Annotated in this window: 14 protein-coding genes; 4 read left to right on the top strand and 10 right to left on the bottom strand. The window is 47.5% G+C overall.

All coding sequences use genetic code 11. The features are described 5' to 3' along the window. Positions 1-125 precede the first annotated feature (125 nt). Entirely contained in the window at positions 126-1,511 is a 1,386-nt protein-coding gene (locus AAE02nite_RS05805; protein ID WP_146895870.1) for a M20/M25/M40 family metallo-hydrolase, read from the top strand. On the opposite strand, the gene AAE02nite_RS05800 is transcribed toward AAE02nite_RS05805, so the two are convergent. From AAE02nite_RS05800 to AAE02nite_RS05780, 5 genes are all read right to left on the bottom strand, one after another. Next, entirely contained in the window at positions 1,488-1,667 is a 180-nt protein-coding gene (locus tag AAE02nite_RS05800; protein ID WP_146895868.1) for a hypothetical protein, read from the bottom strand. The genes AAE02nite_RS05805 and AAE02nite_RS05800 overlap by 24 nt on opposite strands. A 61-nt stretch (positions 1,668-1,728) precedes the next feature. Beyond that, a complete protein-coding gene (locus AAE02nite_RS05795) occupies positions 1,729-6,822 on the bottom strand; it encodes a S8 family serine peptidase (RefSeq protein WP_146895866.1) in 5,094 nt (1,697 codons plus the stop codon). Between the two features lie 456 nt (positions 6,823-7,278). Further along, the gene (locus AAE02nite_RS05790; protein WP_146895865.1) at positions 7,279-8,382 is read right to left on the bottom strand and encodes a chorismate mutase; all 1,104 of its coding nucleotides are present in this window, start codon (positions 8,380-8,382) and stop codon (positions 7,279-7,281) included. Positions 8,383-8,471: 89 nt separating this feature from the next. Further along, the gene (locus AAE02nite_RS05785) at positions 8,472-9,644 is read right to left on the bottom strand and encodes a pyridoxal phosphate-dependent aminotransferase (RefSeq protein ID WP_146895864.1); all 1,173 of its coding nucleotides are present in this window, start codon (positions 9,642-9,644) and stop codon (positions 8,472-8,474) included. Between the two features lies 1 nt (position 9,645). Next, complete coding sequence (locus tag AAE02nite_RS05780; protein WP_146895863.1) at positions 9,646-10,479, bottom strand: prephenate dehydratase; 834 nt, start codon at positions 10,477-10,479, stop codon at positions 9,646-9,648. Between the two features lie 488 nt (positions 10,480-10,967). Here AAE02nite_RS05780 and AAE02nite_RS05775 point away from each other — a divergent pair, with 488 nt between their 5' ends. Beyond that, positions 10,968-11,486 (top strand): hypothetical protein, encoded by a 519-nt coding sequence (locus AAE02nite_RS05775; RefSeq protein WP_146895862.1) that lies wholly within the window; start codon positions 10,968-10,970, stop codon positions 11,484-11,486. A gap of 536 nt (positions 11,487-12,022) precedes the next feature. On the opposite strand, the gene AAE02nite_RS05770 is transcribed toward AAE02nite_RS05775, so the two are convergent. The 5 genes from AAE02nite_RS05770 to AAE02nite_RS05750 all read right to left on the bottom strand — a co-directional run bounded on the left by AAE02nite_RS05770 (position 12,023) and on the right by AAE02nite_RS05750 (position 21,126). Further along, positions 12,023-13,252, bottom strand: coding sequence for an S-adenosylmethionine:tRNA ribosyltransferase-isomerase (locus AAE02nite_RS05770; RefSeq protein ID WP_146895860.1), 1,230 nt, complete (start codon positions 13,250-13,252; stop codon positions 12,023-12,025). A gap of 137 nt (positions 13,253-13,389) precedes the next feature. Continuing rightward, positions 13,390-14,823, bottom strand: a complete 1,434-nt coding sequence (locus tag AAE02nite_RS05765; RefSeq protein WP_170252525.1) for a sulfatase — start codon at positions 14,821-14,823, stop codon at positions 13,390-13,392. 203 nt (positions 14,824-15,026) lie between these two features. Continuing rightward, positions 15,027-16,481: a RagB/SusD family nutrient uptake outer membrane protein gene (locus AAE02nite_RS05760; protein ID WP_146895855.1), complete on the bottom strand. Its 1,455-nt coding sequence runs from the start codon at positions 16,479-16,481 to the stop codon at positions 15,027-15,029. 31 nt (positions 16,482-16,512) lie between these two features. Next, positions 16,513-19,887: a SusC/RagA family TonB-linked outer membrane protein gene (locus AAE02nite_RS05755; protein WP_146895853.1), complete on the bottom strand. Its 3,375-nt coding sequence runs from the start codon at positions 19,885-19,887 to the stop codon at positions 16,513-16,515. A 204-nt stretch (positions 19,888-20,091) separates the two neighbouring features. Then, positions 20,092-21,126 carry a FecR family protein gene (locus tag AAE02nite_RS05750; protein WP_146895851.1) on the bottom strand — a complete coding sequence of 345 codons (1,035 nt, stop codon included), beginning with the start codon at positions 21,124-21,126 and terminating at the stop codon, positions 20,092-20,094. Positions 21,127-21,376: 250 nt separating this feature from the next. Between AAE02nite_RS05750 and AAE02nite_RS05745 the strand changes: the two genes are divergently transcribed. Continuing rightward, positions 21,377-21,964, top strand: coding sequence for an RNA polymerase sigma factor (locus tag AAE02nite_RS05745; RefSeq protein ID WP_146895849.1), 588 nt, complete (start codon positions 21,377-21,379; stop codon positions 21,962-21,964). Between the two features lie 420 nt (positions 21,965-22,384). After that, complete coding sequence (locus AAE02nite_RS05740; protein WP_146895847.1) at positions 22,385-23,995, top strand: beta-N-acetylhexosaminidase; 1,611 nt, start codon at positions 22,385-22,387, stop codon at positions 23,993-23,995. The last annotated feature ends 141 nt before the right edge of the window (positions 23,996-24,136 follow it).

Below are 24,136 nucleotides of genomic sequence, written 5' to 3'. Positions count from 1 at the left end.
TAGTTGATAAACTAAAAGTTTAGTTAATATTTTGATTAGCTTATTATTTATACTTTAATTAAAGCTTTAATCTGTTTCTTAGAATATTTGCCGGGAAAACTTATTTTTGGTAAAATTTTTCCTGTATGTTTTATAAACCGAGTCGAATAATATTTGCCTTTGCCTTTAGTTTTCGTTTCATCTCAGTTCAGGCCCAAAGCCAGCAACCCGATTCTGCCGTTATCCGGCATATTTTCCGGGAGGCTTTAACCCAGGGTAAAAGCTATGAGAACCTGCGGTATTTGTGTACCCAAATCGGGCCGCGGCTAAGTGGCTCGGCAGGAGCGGCCCAAGCGGTTACCTACACCAAAAAGCTCATGGAAAGCTACGGTTTCGACCGGGTGTACCTGCAGGAAGTAATGGTGCCGCATTGGGTACGCGGCGAAAAAGAAAAAGCGCAAATTCAATCAACCAAAGGCAGGCAGATGGTACCTATTTGTGCTTTGGGTGGCGCGGTGGGCACCGGAAAAAAAGGAATAAAAGCCCAGGTAGTAGAAGTTCGGTCGTTTGAAGAATTACGCCAACTGGGCCGGGTAAAGGTGCAGGGCAAAGTGGTATTTTTCAACCGGCCCATGAACCCGGCCTATATTGAAACGTTTATGGCTTATCGCGATGCTGTGGATCAGCGGGGCTCCGGCGCCATTGAGGCTGCTAAACTGGGTGCCGTGGGCGCTATTGTCCGCTCCATGAACCTGGCCCTCGATGATTTTCCGCATACCGGCACCACCCGTTACGAAGACGGCATAACTAAAATTCCAGCGGCCGCCATCAGCACCAACGGCGCCGAATTATTAAGCCGGCAACTAAAAGCCGACCCGAACCTGGCATTTTATTTTAAGATGAACCCCGAAACTTTACCGGATGCGCTATCGCACAATGTAATCGGTGAAATAAAAGGCAGCGAACATCCGGAAGAAATTATTGTAGTAGGTGGGCACCTCGATTCCTGGGATTTGGCCCAGGGTGCGCACGACGATGGCACGGGTTGTATGCAGGCTATTGAGGTGCTGCGGTTGCTGAAAGCTTTAAATATTAAACCCAAACGTACCATCCGGGCGGTGATGTACATGAACGAGGAAAACGGCTTGCGCGGTGGCCGCAAATACGCCGAGGTAGCGTTGACCAATAAGGAAAATCATATTGCGGCCCTGGAATCGGATGCCGGTGGTTTTACGCCCCGCGGCTTTAGCATTGATGCCACGCCGAATAAAATAGCCGAAGTAGCTCGTTGGAAAGCTTTACTGGCGCCTTACGGTTTAAATAATATTGGCGCTGGCGGCGGCGGAGCCGATATAGGCCCCTTGAAGAACGATAAAATTGCTCTGATTGGCTTCCGCCCTGATTCGCAGCGCTATTTTGAAGTTCACCACGCCGCCTCCGATACTTTCGACCGCGTAAACCAACGCGAACTGGAACTGGGCGGCGCCGCAATGGCCGCATTGGTTTATTTAATCGATAAATATGGGTTGTAATTCTTTTTGCTTTGTCGTTTGAAAAACCTTTTCCTGATTTGGCCCTGAGCCTGTTTGCTGAATTATTTCCTGGCCAAGAGGCAAAACCCTTATTTTCAAGCTTAAAGCTTTCATTTGTTCTAGATTTTCACTATCCAGATAAATAAAAACCGGCAAGTATTTAAACCTACCGGGTTTTAATAAAACAAAAGTGTGCGTTTCTTAAGTTTACTCTCTCTTATTCCACCACCAGTTTTTGAGTATGCAGGGCGTTATTATAGCGGGCTGACAGGACGTAAACCCCAGGTTTGGTACCGGCCGGCAGTGCAACCGGTACGTTGTTTCCGCCTTTGTTAAGTTGCTGCTGCGTGCTGAAAACCGACTGGCCGGAGATATTTCTGACTTCCAGTTGCATCAGTGCAGCCTCGTTGGCCTGTAGCGATAAAGCAAAAGTACCGTTGGAAGGGTTGGGATAAGCAACCAGGCTGGCAGCTACCGGCTCGTTAAAAGTAACGGTTTTAGGTCCGTAATACGTGAATTTGCCGTCTATATCTAATTGCTTTAAGCGGTAGTAGCGGGTGCCGGCTTTATCGTTTTCGGTATCGGTAAACTGGTATTGCTGGCGCATGTTGGTATTAATGCCGGTGGCGGCAACAAAGCCTAGGGTACGGTAGTTTTTAGCATCCGTCGAAACTTCTATTTCCATACCAGCCGCATTTTTCTCCGTGGCCGTTTCCCAGGTTAGGAGCACATCCTGTTTTTGTTTTGTAGCTTTAAAAGCTATCAGCGATACCGGCAACACCATACTCGGATCGCGGTCGGCGGCAGTCCAGGTAGAGAAAGCGCTAATATTGCTTAATGTTACTTTGTGATTGGCTGCATCTACATCGGCAATTGAATTTGGCTGTACCGTCCAGGTAAGGCCATCGTCCGTGGAGCGGTAAAGGGCCAGTTTTTCTTTAACCAGTCCGTTTAATTCGCCGGGCAGGTAAGTAAATTCCATGGTCGCATTCAGGTCGGTGCTTTTACCGTTGGTCACGTGTATTTCAAATTGGCGCTTCACCGACCAGATAGAATTGCCTGGGGTACCGGTAACGCGGGTTACTTCAATGGTAGGAGCCGGGCTGGCGGTGGTGGTTAAAGATAAGCCCATATTACCAAACGTATGCGTGGCGCTGTTTTTGCTGAAAGCACGCGTAGACATTACCTTACCTACCACATAATTACTTTGGGTCTCGGAAAGGGTAGCGGCCTGGTCCAGGATTATTTTGTAAGCACCGGTGTTTACCACGCCTTCGGTTACGGTCAGGCTACCGGTTACTGTAATATCAGATGTCAGGGTTTTGGTACTGGCTCCCCCCATGCGCAGGTTTAAGAAGCTATTGCCTTTAATTTTCTGCGCGCCTTTGCCGGTCATTTCCAGGGTGCCGGCAGTTTGATTGAAAGTGCCGTTGTTCGTAAAGTTTTCGTTTACTTTTACAGTACCACCGTTTATGGTTAAGCTACCCGCAATGGTAATGCTTTTGCAAGTAGCCGTACCGGTACTTACTGCCGGCGAAAAAGTTACATTGGCCGGTATGTTCACGTCCATTTCGGCATCCGGTACGCCATTGGACCAGTTAGCCGTATTGTTCCAGTTGGTGTCGGTGGTTCCGGTCCAGGTGGTTAAGCAGTTGGTAACCGCCAGTACCGCCGATTCTGCCGAGCAGCCGCTGGCATTTTTTACCTGTACCTTGTAGTTGCCCGGTGCTGTAACCGTAATGCTCTGGGTTTTCTCGCCGGTAGACCACAAATATTCGCTACCCGGGCTAGCGGTTAAAATTAAGCTGGTGCCGGTGCAAATTTTGGTAGACCCATTGGCAGTAATAGTAGCTACCGGCACAGGGTTTACATTAATGGTAACCACTTCCGAAGGAATTTCGCCGCAGGTGCTATTACTAAATATTACCCGGTAATGTGTCGTGTTGTTTAGGTTGGTAAAGGTGTAAGTGCTTTGGGTATGGGCCAGGCTCGTCCAGGTTATGCCGTCGGGAGACAGTTCCCAGCGAATAATAGGGCCACCGCCGGTTAGCGTAACGGTACCGGAATTATTCGAGGCGCATACATTTGTTACGCTGGCGGTAATGCTGCCATTTAACTTCGTCTGGCTACGGGCACTTGGTACCCCGGCGGCTTTAATTACCCAGTTATAAAAATAGAGCGCTCCGGTTTTCGATTTAGTGACTTTTAAAATATTCGGAATGGAATAAGGGTAAGCCAGGGTGCCGGCACCGTCGTTGCTGTTGGCGGTAGCACCACCCGTAAATGCAGAAATTAATATCCGGTGATTTTCGCCGGCCGGCACCGACAAGTTAATAGCATATTGCGCAACGCCTGGTATTAAGTTTATTTCAGCGGAGCCGAGTAAAGTATTGCTGGCATTGTAAAGGCTTACGGTAGCGGCACCGGTAGCGCCCGTATTTACGGTTACTCTGTCCAGAATAAAAGGTATGGCCGCATTAAAATAGACGGTATCCTGCGTTTGGCTGGAGTAAGAGCCGGCCGTGGTATTATTTATCAAGGCAGTGGTACCGGTAAACTCGTTCAGGGCGGCATAATAAGTTTTATCGGCGGGTTTAAAGCTGGTAGTAGTATTACCCACGCCAATTAAATTGCCACCCACCAGGGCATCGTACCAGAATAAAGTGCCGTTGCCGGTACCACTTAACGTTACATTGCCGTTAACATCGCAACTGGTGGCCGAAATAACCGGCGCTTGCGCAACCGACTGGGAAGTAACCGTTGTTTGATATTGATTATTAGGTGCTACTAAATCCGAAGAAAGCGAAGTAGCAGCCGTAATGGTATAGGTAGTGTTGGCTGCAACGGGGAAAGAGCCGGGCAGCGTAAACGTTTTTTCCTGGTTGTTGCTAATAGTACCGGTATAGATGCCCGAAAGGGTAGCTTTCACCTCGGAGCCTTTGGCAACTGTAACCGAAACCGGAATATTTGTTTGTGTAGCGCTGCCAAAGTTTTTGATCTTCACCGTTACACCCTGGTCCGGGTTGGCGTGAAGCGTACCGGCAGCCGGTATACTTACCGCCGAAATACCCACATCGTTTACCGGGGTAGTAAAGTTTAAAATATAATCTTCGGTTTCGCCTTTGTCGTAAGTGCCGCAGCTGCTCACGGTTTCGGCAATATCGGTTTCTACCAGTACCAACCGCAACCGGGCGCTGTTGCCGCTTTGTACCGTAGTAGGTATGGCAATATTTGTAGTATAGGTACTGGCCGTTGATAATACACCCGAAGTGGCTGCCAGTTCGTTGTTGTCGGTAAAGTCACCGTCTTCGTTCCAGTCGGCAAATACTTTCAGAATAACGCTGGCGGGAGCGTCGCAGGTACCAAACTTTACGGTTAATGGCAGCTCCTGGCCCACCTGGGCATTGGCCGACAAATTCGTGAAATCGGTGTAAGTGCCGCAGGTAGCAGCGCTGTTATTGTTAATTCTATCGATTGCCACATTTTCGATGCGGGCACCGGCAGCAGAAGCCGGGGCAGATGCGCAATAAGGAATACCTTGCAGCCCGCTTACAATAAGTGAATAATTCTGGATGCTGTTCTTTAAAGTGCCTTTATGAGAAACGGTAATGGTGTACGTTTCGCCCGGAACCGGATTGGTAACTAATATTTGTTCTACGTTATCCCGGATATTATCGCCGGTGGTAGCCGGTGCCGACGGGTTGCTCGGGTCCAGAATCCAGGGTTGGGAAACTTTCTGGGAATTACTTACCCGAACATCCAGGTCGTTTACGAGGCGGGGTGTCCGGTTATTCAGGGTAGAAGGTATCATAGGTAATACAGTACCAGCCGGGTCGGTCCAGGCGATGGTAACCTTTAAAGGCTCGGTACCCCCCGCGGCTACTACGGTTTGGGTATAAGTCTGGCCCTGGATTAAAGTTTGTTCGGTTAGCTGGTATTTCTGCTGCGGATTGGATATTACTTTAGCCGCCTGCTCAGTGTTCAAAACACCCCAGCCGTACATATAATCGGGGCCAGGAGCGCTGCCAGCTTCGTTGGTGGTGTGGATAGCTAATCCTTTAAGGGTGGCAGCCAGCATAAACCGGCCGTTAGTGCGGTTGGCAAAATGCTCCTGCAATAAAAACAAAGAGCCGGTTACATTGGGTGCCGCCATAGAGGTGCCGGTGGCGTAATTATAGTTATTATCAGATGCTGCCATGGTAGAGGTAACGCCCACGCCGCTGCCTACTAAGTCTGGTTTAATCCGGCCGTCATCGGTAGGGCCCCAACTGCCGGCGGCGTAAATAACTGCATCCGAAGGTTGCTTATAGCCATTGGTGATAGCCTGTATCGCCCCAACGGTCAGAATATTTTTGGCAACGCTATGGTCCGGAATAACATCATAGCCGTTGTAAAAGCGCATATCGGCAGTACGGCCGGGTATTAATTCGTAATTACCAACAGCAGGGTTGTAGCGGTAATACGGTTGTCCTACAGCTGGCTCGGGCATATTCCGGCTGTTGCCGGCAGCTTTTACCATTAAGTAATAAGGCGCGTTAAAGGCAATATTATCCCATAACTGCGAGGTGCTGCTGTAGTAACCAAAGTTTACATCGTCTTTATCGTTTACGTTTATATCACCGTACCAATACCAGTTAGAGCCAATTAAACGCCAACCCGCTACATTGCCGTACGAGTGATTCGATACCAATAAACCACTGGCCGCATTGGCAATTTCAGAATTATCGTTGTTAAAGTTCCAGGCTTGCAGGTTTAGGGCGCCGTGGGCCATGCCTTTGGCAATGGCGTAAACCCCACTGGCAACCATGGTGCCGGCTACGTGGGTAGCATGGTCATTCAGGGCCGTAGCTCCGTCGCGCTGCACAATGCGGCCGGTTAGTTCCTGGTGCGTCTTCCGAACGGCACCGCCATCCCAAATGCCCAATTTACCCGATAGCAGTGGATTTGCCCCGCTCAGGTTCAGGCCGGCATTACCGCCCTGCCAAACCTGATTCGTACCGGTAGTAATAGCAGAATTTACGTTAGATAGTGTTTCGTAATAAATGGGCCGACCGTTTTCGGCTACATCTTGTAACGAAATATAAGAACCGTTAGGCAGCGTGTGGTTTATTACCCACTTGTGTTTTTGAGCGAGCTTCAGAATTTTATCTTGTTTCAGCTTATAACTCTGATTCTGGTCAGTAGCAATCTTCTGTAGCTTATTTAAATCTGTTTTGGCCGGAACTAAGGGGCGAAGTTGCTGCGCCTGACTTAATCCTGATAAAAATACTAATTGACTTAAAATGAAAACCCGGCGTAAAATTCTTATCATATAATACCTACCAAAATTTTTTTTGCAAAAAGGCTTTCTTAAGAAACTTATATTTGAAATAAGAGTAAAATAAACCTTTGTGCTGTTTGTAATTCGGTATCAAAGATAGGAAAAATCCATAAAATGGAAATGTTTGCGTATTCTATGGAATATGGCTGATTAAATAATTAAATTTATTATATGTAATTGATTTATAATATATTAGCTAATAAATTGCTTTTTAATTATTGTACTTAAATTATTTAACAGTTGTACTTAACAAATTGCTAAAATTAAAATTCTTTAAAATTTTATATTTAATTGCATTTAAAACAAATAAAAGTTATCCACATTTTATTGGATTGCGCAAAAAAAAATGCCATCCTGATAGATTGGCTCCTGCTTTTAACAGCAGAACTCCAATTTTTCAGAATGGCACTCAGTAAAACTGCTCCGGAAAGCAGCTATAAAATAGGATTAAGCGTCGGCTTTACCGTTTACAATTTCAGTCTGGATATTGATAGAATAGTGGTGTACGGTCTGGAAAATGGAACGTACAAACTTTTCGTCTAAACCTTCTTTGTTGGCTTTTTCCAGGATATCTTCCAGAATTTGGTCCCAACGTTTTACCTGCAGAATAGCCATGTTGTGCTCTTTCTTGTATTCGCCAATTTTACGCGATAACCGGGCCCGACGTGCAAACACTTCCATTAACTCTTTATCTAACTGGTCGATGTTGCGGCGCATTTCTTCCAGTTGATAATGATCGTCTTCGGTTTCGGGATCTACCTTGCTGAAACGCAGACTGGCTAATAATTTTTTCAGATCGGCCGGGGTAACCTGCTGCGAAGCATCGCTCAACGCTACAGATGGATCTACGTGGGTTTCGATCATTAAACCTTCGAAAGCCAAATCCATGGCACGCTGGGCAATTGGTTGCAATAATTCGCGGTTACCGGCAATGTGGCTCGGGTCGCAGATTAAAGGCAGCTCTGGTACTAAACGTTTGAATTCAATAGCACTGTTCCATTTCGGCATGTTCCGGTAAGGGGCATTATCGAAAGTAGAGAAACCTCTGTGAATACCGCCTAATTGTTTTAAACCCGCCTGGTTTAAACGCTCAATAGCTCCTAACCACAATTGTAAATCCGGGTTTACCGGGTTTTTCACCAATACCGGAATATCTACGCCGCGCAAAGCATCGGCAATTTCCTGAACGGTGAAAGGGTTTACCGTAGTACGAGCACCAATCCACAGAATATCAATACCTGCTTTCAGGGCTTCGAAAACCTGGGCGGTGTTGGCAACTTCGCAGGCTACTTTTAATCCAGTTTCCTGTTTTACCCGCTTTAACCATTTCAGGCCGGGTACACCAATACCTTCGAAGCTGTTCGGACGCGTGCGGGGTTTCCAGATACCAGCCCGGTACACGGTAACACCTGGTACTTCTTTAATCAGGCGAGCCGTTTCCATTACTTGCTCTTCGGATTCCGCGCTGCAAGGGCCGGCAATAATTAGGGGTGACCTGTCCTCATTAATTAAGGCTGAAGTAGGCAGCAGGTCGATGGTTGGTTTACTCATGGCAATAAATATGGTTAAAAGTTATAGGTTACAAATTTAAGGTATAATATTTTTAATATTTCTATTCTGTTAAAGCTAATTAGCTGATATCAAGCATTTATTAGTAATTTCTTGATGTTGCTAATCGCTTTTTGAATATTTTCTTCTGTGGCGCAAACCGAAACCCGGACGTAGCGCTCACCGTTGCTGCCGAATATTTTACCCGGCGTCAGGAAAACATGGGCTTCGTACAATATCTGGTTTAAGTAGGCTTCCACGTCTTCCACTTCGTCGGGCACCCGGCCCCACACAAACATACCGGTCGCTTCTTTCGAATATTTGCAGTTGAGTACATCCAGCAGTTCGTAAATCAGTTCGCGGCGCTTGCGGTATACATTGTTGCGCTCTTCGTGCCAGCTCTCGGGGTTGGCCAAAGCCTGAATAGCCGCGTGCTGGATAGGTAAAAACATACCGGAGTCCAGATTGCTTTTGATGGCAATAATGGCATCAATATATTCCTGTTTTCCGGCTACCATACCCACGCGCCAACCCGCCATGTTAAAGGACTTACTTAAAGAGTTCAGTTCCAGGCAACAATCCATCGCTCCGTTAGCGTGTAAAATGCTAATGGGCGCTTTTTCGTTCAAAACCAGGCTATAAGGATTGTCGTGTACAATTAAAATCTGCCGTTCTTTAGCAAATTCTATTATTTTCTCGAAGTCGGCTTCCGAAGCCAAAGCACCTGTTGGCATATTCGGGTAGTTCAGCCACATTAGTTTTACTTTGGTAGTATCTAGTTTCCGGAGCGCATCCAAATCGGGTAACCAGTTATTTTCTTCGGTCAAATCAAAGAAGACCGGTTCGGCATTTACCAGTTTGGTAACGGCGGCATAAGCCGGATAACCTGGGTTTGGTACCAGCACCTGGTCGCCGGGGTTTAGGAACGCCATGGCAATATGAAAAATACCTTCTTTGGAGCCCAGCAACGGCAATATTTCGGTATCGGGGTTAAGCGAAACACTGTAAACCTGCTGGTACCACTTAGCCATTGCGTTGCGCAAAGCCGGAATAGAGCGGTAAGCCTGGTAGCCGTGATTTTTCTTGTTCTGCGCCGATTCGGTCAGGGCCGCTACGGTTTCGTCGGAGGCGGGCATATCCGGGTCGCCAATGCCCAGGTTAATAATATCGTGGCCCTGCGCCATCAGGTTCTGTACTTCCGCCAGCTTGCGGGCGAAATAATATTCCTGTACGTGATCTAAGCGATTTGCCTTCGGGATAATCATTTTATTTAACTCCTCTTTTATAGATGCCTAATATTTTTATTTCTACCGTCATGGGTTCTACTTTGGCAATGGCGGCCTTAAAATCTTCGTAATTGTCCCACTCCAAATCTAGCAGAATGGTAAACTCGCTGGGCTTGCTCATAATGGGTATAGACTGAATCAGCGACAGGTTAATATGTAAATCGCGGAACACATCTAATATTTTGGCCAGTTCGCCGGCCCGGTGGTGCAACCGGAAATTAACCGAAGCTTTATTAGCCGTGCTCAAATCCTTGGCCGCCTGGCGCGAAATAATTAAAAACCGGGTGTAATTATCTTTGTAATTCTGAATACATTCTTCCAGAATATCCAGTCCGTAACGGGCGGCGGCAGCCCGGCTGGCTACAGCGGCGACCCCGGTTAAATTATTTTCCCGGATTTCGCGGGCGCTTTCGGCGGTATCGGCAGCTTCCAGGGCCTGCAGGTGCGGGTGCTCTTCCAGGAAATTGCTGCACTGCAGCAACGCCATGGGGTGGGAGCGCACCACCCGGATATCTTTTACCGATTGTCCCGGCAAAGCCAATAAATTTTGTTCAATCGGCAAATAAGCTTCACCGATAATCGAAACCGGGTAATCGTGCAGCAGCGAGTAATTGCCCAAAATGCTACCGGCCAGCGAATTCTCGATTGCCAGCACGCCAAAATCCGACTCGCCGTTTTTAACGCTGGCAAAAACTCTTTGAAAAGTCATGCACGGCAAAGACTGAATTTCGGTAGGCGCAAAATATTGCTGCGCCACTACATCGTGGAAAGAAGCGGGTCCGCCCTGAATAGCGATTACTGGTTTTGAATTCATAGTTAAAAAAAAAGCCCCGAAATTCGGGGCTTTAGGTTTTATATCTTGTTTTTGAACGCAATACTTTTCCTTAACACCCCGATGAGGTACTAAAAAAGAAGTAGTAATAAAAAGCAGCGTTCTGTCTGGTTTTCATAATTTGTGTTTGTGGCAGCAATTATAAGGAAGAATATTTTAAAAATCTAGTAAATGGTATAAAAAAATTCATTCTTTTCCGGTAATCTTTAGAAATTAGCCCGTTTGTAATTATAGCTTCTTTAAATAATCTTATTAATTAGCTGGTTTTTAGTTTTATTTTGGGGGTTGGTTAAAGTAATTTTAATATTTTTGAAGCAGATTTAGATTTCTTAATTCTGAAAACATTTTTTTTTAAATCGGGCTGGTTGCCGTGGAAGGATAGCAGTAGGGTGAAGCGCGGGTCTTTTGGCCGGTTCTATTTAGCAGTGCGCTATGGCTTATGTCTGTTTGGGCTATGCTGTTTGCTGGCAATGCTGCCAGGTTGTAGCCCCGGCAAATTAGTAGCGGCGGGCAGTACGCCCAGTTTTTATAAACAGATCCGGCTGCTGTGCGGCAAAAGAATTACGGGCGAGGTACTTTACCCGGCCGGGGCAGAAGCGCCCTTCCGGGGAATGGACATTTGGCTGGAGGTAACCCAATGCAACGACCGGGAAATCAGAATGCCGATTTACATTGACCATAAAATATACCGCACTTTAATATTAGGCCGCGATGAAAACGGCTACTCGCTTCGCCACGAAAATAAACGCCCGAATGGTACCCAGGCCGATTTCTCGTTGTACGGTGGCCATACCACAGAACCGGATACAGGCTACTTGTTGGTGTTTCCGGCCGATGGATATACAAAGCAGTTAATGGGCCCCGAAATGAACTACGTCTGGTCGCTGGCTTTTGATAACGAAAGAACTACTTTGAGTTACATGGCCGAAGTGGACGGCAAGCTTAATCTTCAGCTCGATTTTAATTTAACCAGCCAGGTAGCGCAATAAGTTTAATCTGTTTCTTAGCCTGTAACCTTATTATACCAACTCTCCTGAATGGTATGACTTAAATATATGCTTCTTTTGAAAGATTACATCCTTCAATGGGCGGGTGCTAACTGTATTTAGAGGTATAAGAAGCCTTCCGGTATCGTTTGGCCACTCGGGCTGCTCATCTTTCCTTTCCTCCTTCGTCGGAATGCTAAAGCACCGGTAAGCTGAAAGGCCCTCGCTGTCCAAACTTCTGTTGTATGCGCTTAGCTGCTGCCTTACCAGGTTCAATCTTTATTGAATAATAAGCCTCCGCAACTAGTTAATCGGTGACGTGCAGGTTCGGCCGAACTCCTTCACTGATTCAGGGAAGGAGTTCGGAGGGCGGAAGGGTTAAGCCAATCCAGGAGAAAAGTAATTGCAGTTGCACACGCGAAAGCCGGTTAATAGGAAAAGCACTAAAGAATAGTAAATAATACTTCAACTGACAGCCCATTACCTTAATCCCAAACTAATGCTTAATTAAATTCTTTAAGCAATAATGGGTATTTGAATTAAGGCAGCAGAAGCGAAGAATCGCCGTAGCTTAAAAAACGGTAATTATTGGCCAGTCCGTGGTCGTAAATCCGCCGCCAATCTTCCCCAATAAGCGCCGATACCAGCAACAACAAAGTGCTTTCAGGCTGATGAAAATTAGTAACCAGGCCCCTAACCAATTTAAAACTATAGCCCGGCGCAATTATTATTTGAGTATTGGCCGACAAGTATTCCAATTGATTTTTTTGTAAATAATCAGTCAAGGCAGAAAGCGCTTCGGCCGGCTCCGGAATATTTAAAGTTTCGTAGGGCAGCCATTGGGGCACGCATAAATCTGGTAGAGATAATTCCGGCTCTTGAATGAGCATAACACCCAGCCAATACAAACTTTCGAGCGTGCGCAAAGAAGTGGTGCCCACTGGAATAACCGGGCGCGGCAAGTGGTTCCGGATTTGGTTGATGGCTGCCGCCGATACAAATATTTCTTCGCCGTGCATATTGTGCTGCGCCATCTCCTCGGCTTTTACCGGCTTAAACGTGCCGGCTCCTACGTGCAGCGTTACTTGGAGCGTTTTAATTTGCCGGGCAGCCAATGCCTCGAAAATTTCCTGGGTAAAATGCAGACCGGCGGTTGGAGCAGCTACGGCACCTTCCTGGCGGGCATATACTGTTTGGTAAGTTTGTTTATCTTGTTCGGTCGCTAAGCGGTTGAGATAGGGCGGTAGGGGCAGGTTGCCGGCCGTTGCCAGAATATCAGCAAAAGTGAGGCCGACGGGCTCCCAGGTAAAATGAATAAAGTAGCTGTCTTCTAGTTTTTCGCATTTGGTAACCTTTAAACGGCCGGTAGATTGCTCGGGTAAAGTAATTTCCAGTTCTAAGGATTCTTCTTTCCAGCGTTTGGCATTACCTACCAGGCATTTCCAGGTGCAGGCGCCGGTTTGTTGCATGGCCAGTTGCATATCAGTTACCGGTGCTACCGGCTCCAGGCAAAATATTTCGATAGTAGCGCCGGATGGCCGTTTAAAAAACAAGCGGGCTTGTACTACTTTGGTATTGTTAAACACCAGCAACGCATCGGGTGGCAGTAAGTCGGGTAAAGCGGTAAATGATTTGTCCTGAATATTTCCCTTTTGGTAGAAAAGCAGCTTAGAGGCAGCCCGATCGGCCAATGGGAATTTCGCAATGCGATCTTCTGGTAACGGGTAAATGAAATCTTTAATCTTTAATGCCTTTGGGTCGGTGGCCATATGGTTTTTGCCTGCAACAATTAGGAAGGCAAAATTAATATAACTCTGCTTATTATTTGGATTAAACCGCACCAATCTGAAAAAGACCGGTGCGGTTCTCTTTATCTAATAGGCTGATGGATTGGTATTACCTACCATTATTGCCGCTTGGCGGTTGTATTTTCGGGTATTTTGGCATTAACCTTTTTAAGCCAGTTACTCAAACTAGATTCCAGTCGGTTCGCTTCTTTATTACTGGTTTCGTAGAGGTTCGTCTTTTCGGTTGGGTCCTTGGCCAGGTTGTAAAGCTCATTTTTTGTGCCGTCGTAGTATTTTATCAGTTTGTAATTTCCGGACCGGATAATACTGTAAGGAACCACATCGGTCTCGCGGTAATGCGGAAAATGCCAGAACAGATCGCGGTTAAAATGCTGGTTGGCGTTCCGGAGCAGAGGCAGCAGACTCAGGCCGTCGCTGCTGGTTTTGCCTACGCCGGCGGCGTCCATTACCGTAGCAAATACATCCATGGAAATAGTAGGCTCGTCTATTAAGGAGCCGGCTTTGGCTACGCCAGGCCATTTCACGATCAGCGGCACGCGCAGGCCCCCTTCGTACGGATAACCCTTGCCGCTGCGGAGCGGCAGGTTACTGGTGATGGGCAGGAGTCCGCCGTTATCCGAAGTAAATATTAAAAGGGTATTCTGGGTAAGCTTTAAACTATCGAGGCACCGGACCAATTTGCCTACGTTGTCGTCTAAACTTTGGATTAAGGCTGCATAAACCGGGTTTTTATGATTGCCTCCCTGCTTTTGCCGGTACTTCTCTATGTATTCTTTTTTACCCTGAATGGGTGTGTGTACGGCGTAGGGATTCCAGCTAATAAAAAATGGTTTACCGGCATGCTGTTGCACAAATGTAACTACCTCATCGCCCAGCCGGTCGGTTAAAAATTCACCTTCCTTGCGGGGTGCCAGCGTAGGAATATTGTAGCTCTTGCCTTTATTATTATTTACGTACGGATCGAAATAAGAAGGCGGCTGCCCCAGGTCGGAGCCGGCAATATTGATATTAAATCCTTGGCTGGTGGGGTACCATTGCTCGGGACCCAGGTGCCATTTGCCCACGTGGCAGGTAGCGTATCCTTGCTTTTGCAGGTATTCGGCGCTGGTCATTTGGGCTAGTTCCATAAACAAGGGGTTGGGTGGGGTCTTGAGGCTTTTACCGGCCTGGGTTACGTACTCGGTAGGGTTTTTACCGGACGGCGGCACTACGCCTCCCTGAAATTCCGCCCGAATCCAATCGGTGATGCCCACGCGGGCCGGATATTTGCCGGTAAGCAAAGCGGCGCGGGTAGGAGAGCAGATGGCGGCGGCGGCGTATGCTTTGGTAAACCGCACGCCTTCCCGGGCCAGCCGGTCGATGTGTTTTGTTTCGTAATAATCGCTGCCGTAGCAACCCAAATCAGACCAACCCAAATCATCTACATTAATAATTATAATATTGGGTTTGGGCGCGGCAGCCCGGCCGGCTGTGCTTAAAACCAGCAGCACCAGCAAGCTTATAATCCGAAGAAAAATTTTATCTGTGTTCATAAAGCATAAAAATGTTACAAAGGTGATAATATTCGACCAGTTTGGCGGAAGTAGCATTGACAATAAATACAACTCTCTCAATAAATGAGAAAACTAAGCCATCGCTTTATCAGACCCTTTTCTGGCAAGTTGCAGTCATTGTTAAAATATTTAGCTACCAGTTATGATCACAATCTGGTGCGTGGGTAACAATTCAGATTTATTTAACGGTAGCCCTCATTCTGTTCCAGGTTGGCATTGGCCTCTATCTCCCGTTGCGGAATCGGGTACAGAACGTGGTAAGGTTTAGCGGCTTTTCCCCGGCCTACGGCACTCGAAATAAATTTGCCGTGGCGGATTAAATCTTCGCGGCGCTTGCCCTCGGTAAAAAATTCCCAGCCCCTCTCCTGTAATATATGGTTCCGGAATGCCTCTTTCGTCGGAAAATCGGCTAATTGCAGTACCGGCACGCCCGCCCGGTCTCTTATCTGTTTTAGCAGGCTCACCGATTCGGCATTCGGACCCTGGATTTCATTCAGCGCTTCGGCCCGGCTCAGCAAAATATCGGCGTAGCGCACATACGGAATATCGTTACCGTTATGTTCGATGGCCGCGTTCGGATCCGGGGTATATTTAAAGCTGCGGGCATTATCCAGGGGTTTGCCCTGAGCGTCTTCGAGCAACCGGATATTAGCTCCCTTGGTATCGGTGTACTGGGTAATAATCATTTTTAACCGCCGGTCGCTGCTATGAAAAGACTTAACAAAGGCGGTATAGGTGCGAAACTGGGCGCCGTAGTTAATCCAGTTAGCCTGAATAGGATAGTTGGGCGGAAAAGCGTGCGGCATGTACACATTGCCCAGGCCAGGCTGCGGCACAAACGAAAACAAGTAAATATATTCCTTGTTGTTTTCGTTAGCCACCGAAAACAGGTTCTCGATCTGGCCGAACAGGGCGTAGGTATTCAGGTCCATAATTTCTTTTGCCACGTCTGCGCATGGCTGCCATTGTTTGGTGTTTAAATAAAGCTTACACAACACAGCCAGGGCTGCCCCCTTGGTGGCTTTTCCGCTCAGGGCCTGTTGCACCGGCAGGTTATCGGCGGCCGACCGCAGCTCTTTGGCCAGAAACGTCACAAATTCGTCGTTGGTGGGTTTGGCTGGTTCTAAATCGGTACTGTTAGTGGTGATTACCAGCGGTACAGGACCAAAAATATCGTACAAATGTAAATAAGCAGCAGCCCGGATGAACTGGGCTTCGGCCGTTAGCTGGGCTAACCGCTGAGTCGGAATCGATTGTACCTTGCCAATATTATCTAACAAAGCGTTGGCATTGCGCACCGCCCGGTACATGCTGGCCCAATGATTCTGAAAAAACGGGTGACTGGGGTCCCATTGAAAATTCATGTAAACTACCGCTTCCCGTTCAAAGCCGCCCCCGCTTTCGAGGGTAATATCGGTAGGAAACTCCGAAAGCGTGAAGAAATAATCCCGGACCGACGGCCGCAACTCGCTGTAGGCGCCAATTAACACGCGGTTAATGCCATCCTCGGTTTGCAATAGTTCGTCCGGGGCAAATTCTGTAAAAACCTCTTCTTCCAGAAAGCCCTGGCAACCCGGAAATAAGCTTAACCCCAGAACCAGGGTAGCGCTATAAATGAATCGAAATATCTTTTTCATGTAAATATTGCCTGAATGAAAGTAATGCTTTCTAAAAAGTTAAATTAACGCCTAACCGAAAAGTCCGGCTCAGGGGGTAGCTGTTGTAGGAAGTCTTGGACACCGAGCCGCCCGTAGCATTGGCATCCGGATCAAATCCGCCAAAACTGGTTAGGGTAAACAGGTTGTCGCCGGATACATAAACAGCAGCATTGTTCACGAATTTCTTCGCCGGCAGCGGCAACTGGTAAGAGAGTGTTAAAGTTCTTAACCGCAGAAACGAAGCGTCGGTAACTGTGAGGGAGTTAACCGCCAGGGCGCCACCGTAAGAACTGGGGTTGATGCCCGAGGGATATTTAGCGCCGGGGTTAGCGGGGGTCCAGCGATCGAGGTAATATTTGGCAATCCGGTTCCTGTCGAAATTAGTAGGGTATAAAGATTCGATAATATTTGCATCCAGCGCCTTTACACCCTGCACAGCCACCAAAAATACATCGAGCGATAAACCCTTGTAGGAGAAACTATTATTCAGGCCCAGGTTTAAGCGGGGCAGCGGGTTACCCAATATTATCCGGTCGTCGGGATCGATAACCCCGTTGTTATTCTGGTCTTTAAAAATAGGATGGCCGGGCTTGGCATTGGGCTGGGCAGAGTTGGCAATGTCGTCGTTCTGCTGAAAAATACCCGTAATTTCGTAGCCGTAAAACGAGTTCATGGTTACGCCTTCCCGCACAATCGAGTAATTATTCACGAAGGTGGCAATATTGCCCGTAATAATCTGCGGGATAAAATCGGGCAGCTCTACTACTTTATTTTTCAGGGTAGATAAGGTAAAGGCCGTATTCCACTTAAAAGCACCTTCGGTATTGATTGATTCGAGTAATAACTCTAAGCCTTGGTTCCGGACCTCGCCAAAATTTACCCGGATGGTACTGAAGCCGCTCGACAAGGGCAAGGGTTTGCTGAATAACTGGTCTTTGGTATTTTTTACGTAATAATCAACCGAGCCGCTTAACCTTCCCCGCAGGAAACCAAAATCTACCCCCACGTTGTATTCTTCGGTAGTCTCCCACTGTATATTGGTGTTGGGCAGGCGGGCCGGCGAGGCACCCTGAATAACGGTATTACCCAAAACAGCCGGCTGGCCGGCCACAAAGGTCTGGATAGTTTCGAAGTTCTGGATACCCTGGTTGCCTAACTGACCGTATCCCATACGCAGTTTCAGGTTATTAAATAATGTAGTATTGGCCAGCACCGGCTCTTCCGAAATACGCCAGGCAAAAGCAAAAGAGGGGAACACGGCATATTTGTTTCCTTCGGCAAACCGCGAAGTACCATCGGCTCTTACCGAGGCTGTAAAAATATACCGGTCGTACAGGCTATAGTTCGCCCGCCCAATAAACCCATTTAACCGGTTGGCGTTTCTGCCACTGGTTACGTTATCGTTGCTGTCGCCGTCGCCGCTTTGGAGCAGGTTGGTAGCGGTTACATCCGAAAGAAAATTACGCGAAGAAGCGCCCAATGTCCGGGTATCAAACTCTTCGAGGGTAACACCGCCCAGTAATGTGAAGTGATGGATGTCGTTCAGCTTCTTTTCGTATTTGGTTAAATATTCTATCAGCCAATGGTAGTTTTCGTTTGTAGAGGCCGAGGCGATTCCGCCGGCGGCTTTGCCTTTTTCGGTAATGCGGCTGGTATAGCTATCGAAACGGCCGTTGGCCACATCTACGCCCAACCTTAGCGTTGCGGTTAAACCGCTTACAATCGTATAATCGGCTGTAATAGTGCTGTACATCCGGTTAGAAAGATCCTGCTCTTTTATGCCGTTGATCAGGGCCAGCGGGTTGTCCAGGGCTATTAAAGGGTTACGCGGATACTGACCGGTGGCATCCAGGGCCGTGGATAGGGTAGGGTCGAACTGAAGAGCAGTATTGATGGGCCCGGCATTTTCATTAGCGGCATTGGAAGATAAAATGCTCTTATTCGTAATCCGGTTCAGGTTTAAAGCCATGCCTACTTTAAGCTTATCGGAAGGATTTATCTGATAATTAACCCTTAAGTTATATTTTTCGAATTCCGAGCCTTTAACTACGCCACCCTGATTCAGGTAATTTAAGCCAACGTAATAAGTGGCATTATCGGAGCCGCCCGAAAAAGATAATTGGTTGTTGTGCGCCAATGCCGATTGAAATATTTCGTCCTGCCAGTCGGTTCCTTTGCCAATGGCACTAATCTGCTCCGGGGTAAATTTAGGCGCCTGCCCCTGGTCGGCCAGAATACCGTTTAGTACTTGGATGTATTCGCCGGCCTCCAGCACATCCAGCTTACGCGCTACCTGCTGCAGCCCCACATAGCTGCTGTATTCTACCCGTGGTTTGCCTTTGCTGCCCTTTTTGGTGGTAATCAGAATTACGCCATTGGCGGCCCGGGTACCGTAAATTGCGGCGGCCGAGGCATCTTTCAGCACCTCAATAGATTCTATATCCTGCGGGCTAATGGCCGTGGCAGAGCCGCCCGGCAAACCGTCGATTACCACCAGTACATCGTTGCTGCCATTAATAGAACCGGCTCCCCGTACCCGCACGGTTACCCCACCGCCCGGCGCCGAGCTGGCCTGGCTTACCTGCACGCCGGGTGCCCGCCCATTCAGCAGCTGCAAAGCCGAGGTATTAACGCCCTGGGTAAAATCTTCCTGCTGCAGCGATACCACCGAGCCGGTTACGTCGCTTTTTTTGGTGGTACCGTAGCCTACTACTACCACTTCTTCGAGTTGTTTGGCATCTTCGCGTAGCGTAACTGTTACCATACTCTGTCCCGCTATGGCTACCTCCTGCGTAACAAAGCCTATAAAAGTAAATATCAAAGTTCCACCGGTCTCTGGCACCTCCAGGCTAAATTTTCCGCTGCCATCGGTACTCGTGCCTACGCTGGTACCTTTGAGTAAAACCGTTACGCCCGGCAAAGGCTCGCCCTTACCCGAGACCACATTACCGGTTATAATCTGGGCTACTTCAGTTGTCTTGGCTACCGGCAGGGGGGCTGCCGGCAGGCTGCTCGATTTGTTTTTGGAGCGGCGGATGTGAATATTTTTATCTACTTGTTTAAATTCCAAACCGGTATGGCCGGCCACTTTATCCAGTACATTTTTCAGCGATTCTTCCTGAGACTGGACCGTAATAGCCGGTACCCGGCCAATTTCATTTTCGTCGAGGGTAAACCGGAAAACGGTGCTGGCTTCTACGGCCCGGATAAACTCCTGCAGAGAAGCATTGCTCAGGTTTAAGCTAATGCGGGTAACTTGCAGGTTGTTGTTTTGCCGGCCGCCGTTAGCGGTCAAGAAGCCTGGTGCCAACATAAAAAGGATGAACACGGCATATCGGGCTCGTTTTAATACTTGTGGTGGTTGATAATATAAATATTGGTGCATATATTGGTCTGTTTTAATTTTTTAAATGAAGTTTAAAACACGGTGCCGGTTAAAGATTCCGTTCGCCAACAGATATTTCTTTAGCCGGCTGGGGCGGTTAGGCTTCTGTTCCGGAAGTTTAACCGCTTTATTTTTATGGCTCGGTCATCTGTTTATCTTTTTAGTTTTACTTTAGGTTCCTAGCCCCTGCGGGCCGGATTTTATTTAATTAAATCTTAGTATTACTTTATTCCCGTTCCGTTCGTAAGTAAAGTCTTTCACGAAGCCAATACCTGTCAGCACTTTATCGAGGCTGGCTTGGTCGTATTCGCCTGAATATTGCCAGGTAGTTGCACCAGCCGGTAATTGCCCGCTTAACTGAATCTCCACGCCATACCAGTTTTCGAGCCGGGTTATTATCTGTTGTAAATCAGCATTCCGGAAATACAACAAGCCGTTGCGCCAACCCAAAGCTTCTTTGGCATGAAACGCCTGTTGCTGAACCTGCCGGTTCTGTTTATGATAGGAAAGTTGCCGGCCCGGGACCAGAATAGCCGTTTGCTCCGCAGCACCATTAATCTGCTCGGTTACGCTTACTTTGCCGGTTACCAGGGCCACCCGGATAACCGGATCGTTGGAGCGGTAGTTAATATTAAAGGAAGTTCCCAGCGCCTGGGTGGCAATTTTACCGGTCCGGACTATAAACGGATGAGCTGTATCCCGGGCCACCTCAAAAAAGGCTTCGCCGGTTAAGTCCAGTTCGCGACGCTGCCGGCCGAAAGGAACATGGTAAGTGAGCTTGCTTTGGGCATTAAGCGTTACCCGCGAGCCATCTGGTAGTTTTATTTCCCGCTGTTGTCCGGCACCGGTCTGCACAACTACTATACGGGTTGGTTCGGCCCTGAAAAAGAAGAGGTACAGGCCCACCAGCAACAGCGGCAGCAGTACCGCAGCCGCTACGTGCCATCCTTTTTGCTTTAATCGTAATCGGAGGGGAATTATTTTTCTCTCCTGACCAGCCTGGGTACTGGCCTTATTTTCCTGGTGGCCAATGGTGGCATTTATTTTGGCCAGTAGTTGCGCAGGGCTCGAACGCGGAACCGGGTTAACGCCAGCGGTAGCTGCCTGCTTCCAGAAGTTTTCAATATCTTGCTTTACCGTTGCGTCGGTCTCGCCGCGCCTGAACCAGGCTAAAACCTGCTTTACCTCTTCCGGGGTACATTTTCCTTCAAAATATTTCTGTATAAGCTGGCTGTCCATGTAAGATTGGGCGGGTTATATAACAGTTACTAACAAGCCGGCCCCAGCACCACCTCGTGTCAAAAATTATTTTTAAATAATTTTTGCCGTTTGTATTGTAAAATATAAATTCTAAATTAACCGTCGTTCCGGCAGATTTTTGCCTTATCGTCCTGGCTGAGCCACGGTTTATGACCGCATCAGGACGACGAATTTTACCAGCTTCTCTTCTTCCGTTACAATATTTTCAAATCAGATAATTGGTTAATTAATGTCCAACAACTGCCCGTTATCGGTTAAAGAGCTTAACGCTTTGCGTGAAGGCGATAAAGCGGCTTTTGAAAAGCTGTTTTACTCGCATCAAGAAAAGTTATTTGCCTTTATTTTTAAATTGTTACCGAACCGGGAAGAGGCCGAAGAGTTGGTGCAGGAAGTTTTTGTAAAGTTTTGGGAAAAGAAGCATTTTTTAGATCCTACCCAAAACCTGGATAATTATCTTTTTTCGATTGCCCGGAACCTGGTCTTTGATAAAGCGCGGCGGCGGGCTTATGAGTTTGCCTACATCCGGTACCTGAAAGAAAACACTGCCAGCTTTGCCGAGCTCACCGCCAACCAGGTGCAGTTTAACGAACTACAGCAATTAATAGATGTTATTTACGATTCATTGCCGCCTGTACGCAAGCAGGTGTTTACGCTCAGCCGCTTTGAAGGGCGCAGCAACTCCGAAATAGCCGAACTCCTGCAAACCAGCACGTCCAACATCGAAAATCATCTGAATAAGGCCTTGCGCGTTTTCCGCAAAAAATTTAAGCAGTATCACATCGAATGGTATTGCCTGTTGATCTATTTGGGTGCTTAAAATATTACTGCCTGATTCCGGATTTAATTTAATCTGACTAGCCAATTCTGCCAGCAGAAAATTGGCCTGCTGAAGTTTCTATTTTCCGGAGTTCTTCTACCTGCTACCTGTCTGCATCGCTAAAATATTACGTTTGCGTCTTGTTGCCAAGCGGCCATCTGTTGTAGCTTGCTGCCGACAAGTGGTGGCCTTTAATCAGCCAATATCCGGCAAGTTTCAGCACCCGCAAATAGAACTTCGGGAGATATGGGGCTTTGGTAAATAAAAAAAGCCGCTCGGTTCCTTTTAAATAATAAAAATCTATATACTTGTGTGTACGAACACGCTGATTTTTTTGCTATTATTGGGCGCGGCACCAAAACAAGGTCCGTGTTAATAATGGCAAATACAGCCACTTATAACCTTATTATCCCCGGCATAATGAAGAAATTATTACTCCTCCTGATCCTGTTTTCCATGCAACAAGTTGCGTGGGCGCAGGCTAATTGCCCTATTATTCCCCTGCCAGCCGCGTATAAAAATACTCCTGGAAGTTTTACCATTGACGCCCAAACCAATCTGTTTGTCGGCCAGCCGGAGTTGTATCCCATCGCGAATTTTTTGCAGAGAGAAATTCTGAAACATACTGGTATGACAATTCCCATTCTTACCCGGCAGGCTAAAAATACTATTTCGTTAGAACTTAAGAAGGCTAAGAATGCCAGGCCCGAAGCTTACTACCTGGCGATAAATGCCAGTGGCACGCAAATTAGCGCCGCTGCACCGCACGGGGTTTTCAACGGTGTTAATTCGCTGCTACAGCTTATCCGGCAGGCGCCGGTACAGGCAAAAAATATTACCCTGAGCGGTTGGGAAATTACCGATGCCCCAGCATTAGCATGGCGCGGAGTGATGCTGGACGAGTCGCGTTTCTTTTTCGGGAAAGAAACGGTGAAAGAAATATTAGACTGGATGGCCTTTTACAAGCTCAACCGGTTTCACTGGCATTTGACCGATACGCCCGGCTGGCGCCTAGAAATTAAGAGCTATCCGCGTTTGGCCCTGGTAGGCGGCGTGGGCAATCATGGTAACCCCGATGTGCCGGCGCAATATTATACCCAGGAAGATATTAAAGAAATAGTTAGTTACGCGGCAGAAAGGTTTATCGAAGTGATTCCGGAAATTGACATGCCGGGCCATGCCGCAGCAGCGAACCGGGCTTACCCCGAATTTAGTGGCGGAGGTTCCGAAAGGTACCCGGAATTTACTTTTAACCCTGGCAAAGAAGAAACCTATGGTTACCTTACTCGCATCCTGAAAGAAGTGGATGTGCTTTTTCCAGCTAAAAAGATTCACCTGGGTGGCGACGAGGTGCACTTTGGGAACAAGCAATGGCAAACGAACCAAGCGGTGCAACAACTGATGCAGGCACAGAAATTACCTGATTTAAAAGCGGTAGAATTTTATTTTATTCAGCGGATGACCGATTCGCTAAGCAAACTCAATAGTAAAATATTGGCCTGGGACGAAGTGGTAAGTGCGGCTTTACCGGTAAAAAATACCATTATTTTCTGGTGGCGCCACGACCAGCCCCAGCAACTGAAACTAGCTTTGGAAAAAGGATACCAGACGGTGCTTTGCCCGCGAATTCCGTTTTACTTGGATTTTGTGCAGGACAGTTCGCATTTTTCAGGCCGCAGGTGGAAAGGCGATTACAGCTCACTGGAAAAACTTTATAACTTTTCTACGGCTGCTTTTCCGGGTATTATAACTGAAAAGAACAAAAACTTAGTAGCAGGTATTCAGGCCGCGCTCTGGACCGAAACAATTTCATCGAAAAAACGGCTGGAGTTTATGCTCTTCCCCAGAATCAGCGCTCTGGCCGAAGCCGCCTGGACTCCACCGGGCAGCCGGAATTTCGGAACTTTTAAAACGCGCCTGACCAAACATCTGGAGCTTTACCGGCAGCAGGATATTTATTTTTACAATCCATTACAGCCAGCCAGCCGACCCGAGGTCATTGATATTTTCGAGAACAAGCCCATCGAATAATACTTTGTTGGATGAACCCTAGGCAATCGGTAAAATCAAAACTAACGCCATTTAAACCTATCATTGGGAAAGATTCTTCTGACTTGTTTAGTCGCTTCTGAGTTATTTAAGCAGGAGTTTCTTTTCTTAAAGCGGATGGGG

This window comes from Adhaeribacter aerolatus (genome assembly GCF_007991635.1).
Classification (GTDB): Bacteria; Bacteroidota; Bacteroidia; order Cytophagales; family Hymenobacteraceae; genus Adhaeribacter; species Adhaeribacter aerolatus.
This window is presented reverse-complemented; position numbering and strand designations above follow the sequence as displayed.